An 8,722-nucleotide genomic window follows, 5' to 3' on the forward strand; every position below is an offset into this window, starting at 1 on the left:
CTGGCCACCAGGTACGACAAGCTCGCCCTGACCTACCGGGGCGGGGTCGTCCTCGGCGCGATTGTCACCTGGCTACGCGAACTGGGAGACACGCCCTAGCTGTCCCTCGTGGCCGGCTCGTGGACGTACGTCACGCGCTTGCCCATTGCGTCGGCATACGCGATCTCGCGCCGGGTGGCCTCTCCGATGTAGCCGCCGGGGTTCACGATTCTCACCTCGTCTGCGAGGTCGATCCGGCGGAGGTGCAGCTCTCCCAATGAGCGGACGAGGGAAGGGTCCGGCACGGACACCTCGGTGGCCTCCGGAGCCAAGACGATCGCCAGATCGAGCGTCAGGCGCGTGCGCTCAGCCGATAACTCGCTGCCGAAGCGCAGGGAACCGCACAGGCAGACGATCTTTGGGCGATCAACTGGCACGTCGGACATGGGCACCTTTCAAGAGCCAAAGAACCGGCAGTCTCTCATGATGCGTAGCCGGGCACGCCTCGGTGAAGCCGGGTCGTTCCCGCAATCGCACGTTCTCCCAGCGGCCCGGTCCCTCGCGGAGCGGCATGACAGGCCGTCGGCCTGACCTTGGATGTCGCGGTCCTCCTCGGAGGTGTTTGATACATATCTGTGCGACGGCGCGCACCAGTTGAAAGAGCCGAGGGTCCTGGTTGATCGGCCGCATGGAGAGCGAGGACGAGGGAGTGCGTGAGGGCGTTTGGGCGGACTTGCTGATTCGGGCAGCCATCCTGGCGGCATGTCTTGGTGTGACTGGTTGGGCGTATGGCAACGGTCACGACGGTCAAGTCCGGATCGGTGGTGTACGACGGTGATCCGTTGAGGTCGTTCGTTCAGGCGGTGATCGTGGCGGCGATCAGGTCGTTCGGTACCTCCTCGGGCTTGTCGTCAGCGGAGCGCTCGGTGAGGACGGCTCGGGCGTTCTTCAGCGCTTCCAGGCCGAGGTAGCGGCGCTGCTCGGCCCACTCGTCGTGCTGCTCCGCCAGCACCGCTCCGACGAGGCGGATGACGGCCTCGCGGTTTGGGAAGATACCCACGACGTCGGTGCGCCGGCGGATCTCACGGTTGAGCCGCTCGTTCGGGTTGTTGGACCAGATCTGGCGCCAGATCTCCTTCGGAAACACGGTGAAGGCGAGGATGTCCGCCCGGGCCAGCTCGAGGTGCTCAGCCACCGTCGGGAGCTTCTCGTACAGTCCCTCCAAGACCCGGTCGAACTGGCCGTTCACGGCCTCGGCGTCGGGCTGGTCGTACACCGAGTGCAGCAGCGCCTTGACCCACCCCCACTGCGACTTCGGCGTCGCGGCCATGAGGTTCGCGGCGTAGTGGGTGCGGCACCGCTGCCACGACGCGTCCGGCAGGGTCGCCCCTATAGCCTCGACCAGGCCGACGTGCGCATCGCTGGTGACAAGCGCGACGTCCTTGAGGCCGCGGGCGGTCAGGTCCCGGAAGAACCCGAGCCAGCCGGCGCCCGATTCTATTGTGGCGGTGTGGATCCCGAGGACCTCCCGGTAGCCGTCAGCGTTGACACCGGTGGCGACCATCACCGCCACCTTCACGACACGGCCCGCTTCGCGGACCTTCATCATGAGCGCGTCGGCCGCGACGAACGTGTACGGCCCCTCGTGCAGCGGCCGGGTCCGGAACGCGGCGACCTGCTCGTCGAGGTCCTTGGCCATCACCGACACCTGCGACTTGGACAGTCCGGTGATCCCTAGCGTGCGGACGAGCTTGTCCATCCGCCGGGTGGACACCCCCAGCAGGTAGCAGGTCGCCACGACCGTCGTCAGCGCCGCCTCCGCCCGGCGGTGGCGCTCGAGCAGCCAGTCCGGGAAGAACGACCCCTCGCGCAGCTTCGGGACCGCGACGTCGATGGTGCCGGCGCGGGTGTCCAGGTCGCGGTGGCGGTAGCCGTTGCGACGGTTGGTGCGCTCGTCGCTGCGGACCCCGTACTCGGCGCCGCACACGCTGTCGGCCTGCGCGGACAGCAAGGCGTTGATGAAGGTGCTGAGCAGCTCACGCATCAGGTCGGGACTGGCCTGGGCCAGCTGCTCGTGAAGAAAGGCGGCAGGGTCGATACTGGTCTTCGCGGTCATCGCGATGCTCCATTCGAGGGTGCTGTGAGAGGTTCACTCGAAGGATCACGCGGTGACCGCACCTGCATGTGCAGGGACACGCTCACCGGTGTCGTCGTACACCAACGCTATGGACTCAACTGTCACGACTCTCTTGGCGCTGTGAGTGCGGGTGCATCCGGTGTATTTGTCGGCATATCCGTTGTCGAAGCATTCGGCTTGATGAGGCCACCCAGAAAGCAAGAGGACTGGGTGCAGGCTGGGTCTCTGGATAGAGCCGGACGTAGCCCGCTGCACTACGCCGCCCTGGAGGGAGACGTCGAGGCCGCCGATGCACTGATCACCCAGGGCTCGCCCCGGGTTTGCCTGACCATGCCGGGTACACCCCTCTGAACTTCGCGGCCCAAGGACTGCACGCCAGCGTCGCGCGAAGCCTGCTGGCCGGCAGGGGTGCCGGTTGGCCCGCAGGACCGCTTCGGCAGGACGCCGCTGTTCGTGGCGATCATGAGAGTGGGCGACCAAGGCGGTGAGGTCGTGCGGCTGCTGCTGGCCGCCGGGGCTGACCCTGACCTTCAGAACTTCTCTCACAACAGTGCCCGGTCGGTCGCCGAGAAGACCACAAACTTCGATCTCCTGAGGTTCTTCCGCCCTGACTGACGGCGTCGCTCAACGTCGCGCCTTTGCTTGCACGTGCAGGTCTCGATGCGGCACGACCGGGCACCCGCAGCCGCCCTTCACGCGACGTATGCAGACGTTCCCTACGCCCCTGTCACGGCGACCGGTTCGACAGCCGATTGCGCACAGCGGTGAACCAGTCGCGCATGCCATGACCGTCGTCGTGAGGATCGGAGGAGGCTCGCGGGCGGACCCCGACACGGCTGGGGCATCCGCCCGATGACCGCAGGCGCGTGACGGTGCCATTCCGGGAGTCCGGGGCACACTTGACGGATGGTCGTACCGTCCCGGCCAAGCCGGCAGACCAACCTCGCCCTGCTTCTGCTGCTGGCGGGAGCCTTCGCGACCGGCTGGTTGGCGTTCGGGGTCGAGGGTTCGCCGCAGTCCAGGACCGTGAGCGAGGTGCACGGCATCCTGGGCCTGGGCATCCTGGTGCTCGCCCCGTGGAAGAGCGTGATCGTGCGACGTGGACTCCGTCGTCGGCGTCGGCACACGGTGGCCGTCGCCCTGGCGGTGGTCGTCACTGTCAGCCTGGCTGCCGGGGTGGTCCATGCCACGCTCGGTCCCCTTGAGGTCGGCGGCGTCCGTGTGCTCGCCGTGCACGTCGCCTCTGCCGTCGCAGTCGCGCTGCTCGTGCTGCTCCACGTGGCGCGTCGGGCGCAGCGACCGCGCCAGACCGATATGTCCCGTCGAACCGCGTTGAGAGCCATCGTGGTCGGTGGCGCCGCGGCACTGGCCTACGGCGCGGCGGAGTCCGTCACGTCGGTCGCAGGTCTCCCGGGTCGACACCGTCGGGCGACCGGGTCATACGAGGTGGGGTCTGGCGTCCCCTCCACCATGCCGGTCACGCAGTGGTTCACCGACGACGTGGCCCGTATCGACCTGGACACGTACGCGTTGAGGGTCAGCCGACCCGGTGAGCCGACGACTGCACTTTCACACGGTGAGCTCTTGGCGATGAGTGGCACGACGCAGGTGGCGGTCCTGGACTGCACGGGCGGGTGGTGGGCCGAGCAGACTTGGCGCGGCCTCCGTCTGGACACCCTGCTCGGGACCCCGGACCGGGGATCTGTCGTCGTCCGTTCGGCGACCGGCTACACGAGACGCTTCCCACCCGAGGACACGTCCGTTCTGCTGCTGGCCACCCAGGTGGGCGGCGCCCTGCTCTCGTCCGGCCACGGCGCGCCGGTCCGGTTAGTCGCACCCGGACGCCGGGGTTTCTGGTGGGTCAAGTGGGTCGACCACGTCAGCGTCGAACCGCAACCCTGGTGGTCAGAGCCACCGTTTCCCCTGCAGTAGGCGCAAAGGGGTGACTCGTTTCGAGGGCAGGGTCCTGAATCGACCGAGCCGCGACGCTGCCGCGCCTCGTCATCCGCGCCGCTCACCCTCGCGCTGACGAGCCGCGTACGACCTGTCTGCAGAACCGCTCGCGGAGAGCGGCATGGCCGTGCGGCGGGATCGGAACACGCCTGAGCACCGGCTCCGCCCGGACCGCCGTCCCGCTCACACCCGTTCGACCCGGTCGGCCTGTGGTCCTCGATCGCTCTGTCGCACCTGGTACCGGACCCGATCGCCCTCGTGCAGCGCCTCGGCGTCTCTGAGGACAGACACGTGCACGAACAGGTCCGGGCCTCCCGCGTCCGGGGCGATGAAGCCGAACCCCCGCTCCGCGTCGTAGCGTGCGACCACTCCCTCGCCCCCGCGCGCCGGGACGTCGGATGCCCCCAGGTGTCGCGACCGAGCGCGGGTCGTCGATGCCGCGGGTGCGCCCCGGGGTGGCGAGCTGCGTGCGAGGCGCACGTCGCGAGCCTGCGGCCCCTTCTCGCTCACGACGATGTCGTACGTCACCCGGTCCCCCTCGCCCAGGTCGGGGAGGCCGTCGGCCAGCGCCCGGACGTGGACGAAGACATCGGGGCCGCCCGACTCGGGGGTGATGAACCCGAAGCCCTTGTCCGCGTCGTACCAGGACACGGTGCCGTCCGCCCCGTCGGATGCCACGGCCTGCTGGGCGGCCTCGGCACCCAAGGGCAGCAGATGGTCAGCCTGCGGTCCCTTCTCGCCGTCGACAACGAGGAACGCCACCCGCTGCCCCTCCGAGACCACGCCGCCCGCCACGATGGCCGAACTGTGCACGAAGATCTCGGCACCACCGCCATCGGGCGTGATGAACCCGTACCCCTTGGCAGGCTCGTACCAGGCGACGGTGCCGAGCACGCCCAGCGGTGTATCGGCGGCCTGGTCGGCCGTGACCCGGACGCGGCGTGCCTGCGGGCCGCGGTCCCCCTCGCCGATCTCGAACTCAACCACCTGCCCCTCCCGGAGCAGCTTCATCGCGTCGTCGCTGACGATCTCGGACGCATGCACGTACAGGTCCTCTGCGTCCTGCCCGAGGGCGATGAAGCCAAACCCCCGGTCGGCATCGAACCAGCGGACGGTTCCCTCGGTCACGGCTGACTCCTTGTCGAAGCTACGGTCGGTGTTCCCCTAGTGTCCCTGACGGGACTGCGACAGCGCCCGGCGCCCGGCGCCCGGCGGTGCTCGCACTGCCGTGGCAGGTGCCCGACGGCGACATCCACGGCGCCCGGCGACGCGCCGTCAGCGGCCTGACCGGACGTAGACAGACCGTCGCCGCCATACACCTCGGAATGCCGAAACCCATACTGCTCAGGCGCGGTCGGGTGGATGATCGAGTATGCGCTTGAGGAACTTCCCGTGCTGGGTCATGGGCCACATGTACCTCCACAAGCCCGGAGACAAGGAAATGCTCGTCTGCCAGCGCTGTGGCCATCAGGAACTGATGGCGACCCGGCAGATGCGACAAGGAGGCGCTCCGCTGGGCCCTCGCTCTTGGAAGGAATGACGGACGGAAGGGTCGAGTTCGCGAGTCGTCGGCCTTCACCTGCGTGGTCCGCGTAGCGATCTCTTGTGTTGCGAACAAACATGCGACAAGCGGCATGGTCGGACGTCGTCCGAGGAGCGGCAAGAGCGGGCGTTCACGTCCCGCGTTCGGAGTGGATCTTCCAAGGGGCTAAGAGCACATTTGAGCCAAGCCCACCCATATCCGCAAGTATCGACTTGTCGGACTTCAACCTTTACCTGCGGAACGTTCCGACAAGGAGTATGCCGGAACGAGGGCCCTCGCCGAATGGCCCCATAGCCCACCCCAGGAGGTGGCAGCATGACCCGATCACGCAGCATGACCCTCGCCGCGGCATTCATGGCCGGCTTGACTATTCCCGCGGTCTCGCTGGCAGCCCAGGCCTCGGCCGCCCCTCCCGGAAACGGTCCCTGGCAGACGATCCAACAGCCGCCGCAAAGCGAGATCCAGGAGGACTTCTGTGACGTCGCCGGGCTGACGGTGGAGTTCGAGTTCGCCGACGTCATCCAAGTCAGGCCGTCGCGCACCCTCGGGCCCGACGCATTTCCGTACGACTTCTACTTCGTCGAAGGCTATGAGAAGTACACCAACGTGGACACCGGAAAGTCCGTCACCGATACCCATGCGGGCGACAGCCAGGACATCCGGCTCATCGACAACGGAGACGGCACCTTCACCCGCTACGTCATCAACAAGGGCCACGGCGTCCTGTACTCCGACAACGGCGACGTGCTCGCCCGCGACGCGGGCGCGTTCAGCTACAACGTGGTGTACAGCTTTAACGGGACCCCTAGTGACCCCTCGGACGACTTCAAGCTTCCGCCCCCCTTCAACTTCAAGCAGGTGGGCAACAACTACGACTTTTGCGCGGTAGTGGTCGGCGCGATCGGCTAGAAGTACCCACGACGTGCAGCGGACAGTCCCTGCTCGAGTATCCGCGGCGCGCTGGGCAACGCGAGGAAGACCGAGCGTGTCCCCCGTCCACTCCGGTGTGCCAGAGCGAATGGCGGGGGAGACGCGGACCACGCAATATGCACGCGCTCACCGGCACGACCGCTCGGCGGCATATCCGGACGTTGCCGTCCCACCGTCGAGGGCAACGGTCGGCGCGGTTAGGTGGGTCGCTCGCTCTCCCGGTAGTCGATTTCCAAGCCGCAAGCTCGAAGGGCTTTGGCCAGCGCTGAGCCTCGACGGGTCCAGGCCGCTTCCGTCTGGGCATCGGGGAACCTGAGGTCTCCGGGTCGAAGCGGTTGAGTGTGTCGGTGTACTCCTGCGCCCAGTCGGTCAGCGCCGCCGCGAGCTGGTCTGGAATGCCGAGCTCAAGGGCGTCGAGGTTGCGACCGTTCGCGTCCCAGAGGGATGACACTCGTAGTCCGCCATGAGCCTGAGCACTAGGTCAGATGACGGCCGACATGCGGAAGTTGCGGACGATCCACTGTGCCGCAGTCTCGAGGAATATGCCCAGTCGGGCCGACCCAAGACGGGCACCCCGACGCGTGCAGCACCGGCAGATACGCAGGCGTGCCCCGTGCTCACCCCTGCCACTCCTCGGCGAGGACCGCATAGGTGTAGCCGTCGAGCCAGCCGAGCTCTGCGTGGAAGGAGTCCTTGACGCCGTGCTGCTCGCGTCGCATCCCCAGCTTCTCCAGCACCCGCCACGACGCGACATTTTCGGCGAAGCAACCGGCCTGGACCCGGCGAAGCCCCAGCCGGCCGAACGCATTCGCGAGCGCATCGCGTGCCAGCGCCGTCGCGATACCCCGGCCCGCATGGTCCGGGTCCACGAAGTACGAGAGCCGCCCCTCACGGCCTACGAACTCCACCTCGTGACCCGACTGCCCCATACCGTCGACGACCCCCAGGGTCGCCTGGCCGACCATCACGCCGTCGAGGACCGCCACCGCCCGGTGGTGATCGTGGTCGTCGTAGGCCGCCCAGTCGGCGACGTAGTCCTCGGTGTCCTCGATGCGCTGCTGCAGGAACCAGTGGGTTACGTCGGGCCGGTGGCGCCAGGTCAGGAACTGCTCGGCGAGCTCGGCCGTGGGGGAGGTGAGCTTGAGCCCGGGGATCGTCACGTTGGGGGACTCTAGCTCGGCGAGTAGCCGAAGATCACCCCAAGCCGGGCCATCGTCGGAGAAGGCCTCATCCGCTGCGGATCGACCCTGGCGACGACGTGGCTCGCGAGCCCATCGGCTCGAAAGGACATGGCCGACAACCCAGCGCCTGCAGCGACCTCTCGTCGGCACGATCGCGCTCATCGCGGCATGGTCGGACGTCGGTCCTCAGCGTGTCCCGGAGGTGGGTTCCTGCCTCGCAGGCGCTGGTTTGGCCGATCGCCTGTGGCCAGTTCCGCCGAGCGACCAAACGTCTTGTTAGGCCTCTTCGCGCAGCTTTCTCAGCGTCTCCGCGAAGTCGGGGTTCACCCAGCCTGTGTAAGAGACGTCCTCTGGGGCGACGACCACTTCTCGCACGTCGTCCTCGAGCGCGGATAGCGAGGGGGCGACGAGAGTGACGGCCTGGTTCGGATCTGGTTCCTCGTGATCCCAGAAGAAGATGCGGCCTTCTCCGTCCATGCCCAGAAGGTTGCCGCCGTCGCAGTCGGCGAAGGGAAGAAACCAAGCGGGAAGTTCGCCACCCAACTCCTCACACCGGCTGAGGATCGTGTCCGTTCCTTCGAGCCCGGCCCGAAGGAAGTTGTCGACGCCCACCTCAGGGTGGCGCGTGAGCTGGTTGGCACGGACGCGGTCGCCGTTCCGGACGGTAAGCAGCATCTCTCGCAATGACGTCGGGAGAGGCCGCCCGACGGCGCTCTCTGTGGCCGAGACTTCTTCGGCTGTGGCCAGTGGTCGCGCTGGGCCGAACCGCTCGAATCCCTCCACGAACCCCTCCTCGTATCGACGCTGGTCTGTGGCCGAGGGTAGACCAGAGTGTGCATCGCCGGGCCGGACCAGACGGTCTCACGCAGAGTCCGGCGGCAGTGTGCGCACGTCCTCAACTCGGCATTATGTGGGTGATCGGTGTCAAGAGGCTTCGGTGGTGTCGAGGCTGGTGATGAGGTTGTCGTAGATCTCGGTTCGTCGGGTTTGGCCTTTGGC

The 8,722-nt window shown here is 67.4% G+C and carries 8 protein-coding genes; 3 read left to right on the plus strand and 5 right to left on the minus strand.

Features of this window, described 5'->3' with window-relative positions; translation table 11 throughout:
• Nucleotides 1–95 precede the first annotated feature (95 nt).
• Together ASE25_RS06460 and ASE25_RS06465 are read right to left on the minus strand one after the other, a co-directional pair.
• Nucleotides 96–425, minus strand: a complete 330-nt coding sequence (locus tag ASE25_RS06460; protein ID WP_056824073.1) for a hypothetical protein — start codon at nt 423–425, stop codon at nt 96–98.
• Between the two features lie 410 nt (nt 426–835).
• Nucleotides 836–2,095, minus strand: coding sequence for an IS256 family transposase (locus ASE25_RS06465; RefSeq protein WP_056824076.1), 1,260 nt, complete (start codon nt 2,093–2,095; stop codon nt 836–838).
• A gap of 429 nt (nt 2,096–2,524) precedes the next feature.
• Between ASE25_RS06465 and ASE25_RS23770 the strand changes: the two genes are divergently transcribed.
• Entirely contained in the window at nt 2,525–2,731 is a 207-nt protein-coding gene (locus tag ASE25_RS23770) for an ankyrin repeat domain-containing protein (RefSeq protein ID WP_056781326.1), read from the plus strand.
• Nucleotides 2,732–3,022: 291 nt separating this feature from the next.
• On the plus strand, nt 3,023–4,048 hold the full coding sequence (locus tag ASE25_RS06475; RefSeq protein WP_056824079.1) for a molybdopterin-dependent oxidoreductase: 1,026 nt from the start codon (nt 3,023–3,025) through the stop codon (nt 4,046–4,048).
• Between the two features lie 204 nt (nt 4,049–4,252).
• On the opposite strand, the gene ASE25_RS23700 is transcribed toward ASE25_RS06475, so the two are convergent.
• Complete coding sequence (locus ASE25_RS23700; protein WP_056824082.1) at nt 4,253–5,197, minus strand: cold-shock protein; 945 nt, start codon at nt 5,195–5,197, stop codon at nt 4,253–4,255.
• 730 nt (nt 5,198–5,927) lie between these two features.
• On the opposite strand from ASE25_RS23700, the gene ASE25_RS06485 reads away from it, so the two are divergent.
• Nucleotides 5,928–6,521, plus strand: coding sequence for a hypothetical protein (locus tag ASE25_RS06485; protein WP_157623354.1), 594 nt, complete (start codon nt 5,928–5,930; stop codon nt 6,519–6,521).
• A gap of 638 nt (nt 6,522–7,159) precedes the next feature.
• Here the strand turns inward: ASE25_RS06485 and ASE25_RS06490 are convergent.
• Both ASE25_RS06490 and ASE25_RS06495 read right to left on the minus strand, forming a co-directional pair.
• Nucleotides 7,160–7,702, minus strand: a complete 543-nt coding sequence (locus ASE25_RS06490; protein ID WP_056824088.1) for a GNAT family N-acetyltransferase — start codon at nt 7,700–7,702, stop codon at nt 7,160–7,162.
• A gap of 297 nt (nt 7,703–7,999) precedes the next feature.
• Nucleotides 8,000–8,506: an SMI1/KNR4 family protein gene (locus ASE25_RS06495; protein WP_162260591.1), complete on the minus strand. Its 507-nt coding sequence runs from the start codon at nt 8,504–8,506 to the stop codon at nt 8,000–8,002.
• Between the last annotated feature and the right edge of the window lie 216 nt (nt 8,507–8,722).

Origin of the sequence: Terrabacter sp. Root85 (assembly GCF_001429185.1) — a bacterium.
Lineage (GTDB): Bacteria > Actinomycetota > Actinomycetes > Actinomycetales > Dermatophilaceae > Terrabacter.

Excerpts from the sequence above, each read along its gene's own strand:
- ASE25_RS06475 (WP_056824079.1), top strand. The coding sequence starts at position 3,023 with ATGGTCGTACCGTCCCGGCCAAGCCGGCAGACCAACCTCGCCCTGCTT.
- ASE25_RS06465 (WP_056824076.1), bottom strand. The coding sequence starts at position 2,095 with ATGACCGCGAAGACCAGTATCGACCCTGCCGCCTTTCTTCACGAGCAG.
- ASE25_RS06485 (WP_157623354.1), top strand. The coding sequence starts at position 5,928 with ATGACCCGATCACGCAGCATGACCCTCGCCGCGGCATTCATGGCCGGC.
- ASE25_RS06460 (WP_056824073.1), bottom strand. The coding sequence starts at position 425 with ATGTCCGACGTGCCAGTTGATCGCCCAAAGATCGTCTGCCTGTGCGGT.